Source organism: Photobacterium lucens (assembly GCF_009873615.1).
In the GTDB taxonomy this organism is placed as follows: domain Bacteria; phylum Pseudomonadota; class Gammaproteobacteria; order Enterobacterales; family Vibrionaceae; genus Photobacterium; species Photobacterium lucens.
In genome coordinates this window covers 1-692 of the sequence record NZ_SSMG01000204.1, presented here as the reverse complement: position 1 = coordinate 692, position 692 = coordinate 1, and the positions used below count along the sequence as shown (strand labels likewise).

Genomic DNA, 692 nt, shown 5'->3' with positions numbered 1-692 from the left:
CTTAAATTAAAGGCCTCAATGAGGCCTTTGACCTGATATTAATTGTTTATTTATACGCGACAGCAAACTTCACAGAGGAAATAACTGTACCGGCCGTAGCTGCAGCCCCTGTTTTAACTAGTTGGGCTTTAAACGGTAATGCGCCATTCGGTACATTATTTGAGGTGTAATTTACCGTTTCTCTTAATGCGCTAAATGGATTGCTATTTTTATCCATTAGTTTCACTGCAGTATTTTTCGAGGTACCTGTGTTTTGTAGCCCCGCAGCATCCCATACGCCTGATGCTGGTACCCATGAAATATCTACCGATTTACCACTTTGTACTGTACAAGGGCTACCATCAGATTTTTTTCCCACTAAAGCAAAGTCGACTACATTTGTTGTGCCTGCATTCACGCTTGCGATCGTATGAGTACCAAGATCAATTGTATTGGTTTGTGTGCCACCTTGTTCACCGATAAAGTTACAAGTGGTATCGGAAACAGAACCAATAAAGTTAATCGTCCCAGTATTTGCCATAGCTGAACTGGAAATGAGAGTACCTAAGAGTAGAGCTGATAAAGAGATTTTAGTATTCATTATAATTACCAAGTTATATCTAATGATTTTATATCTAATAATTACTTTAGCTATTTTATAAATAAAGGGAGAGTGAATTATTAATGTTTATTTTTCTTGTTATGAATCTGCA

General features: G+C 37.1%; 1 protein-coding gene. It reads right to left on the bottom strand.

The genetic code is table 11. From position 1 onward, the window contains the following. Positions 1-46 precede the first annotated feature (46 nt). Positions 47-580: a fimbrial protein gene (locus tag E5A76_RS09570; protein WP_161118784.1), complete on the bottom strand. Its 534-nt coding sequence runs from the start codon at positions 578-580 to the stop codon at positions 47-49. Positions 581-692 lie beyond the last annotated feature (112 nt).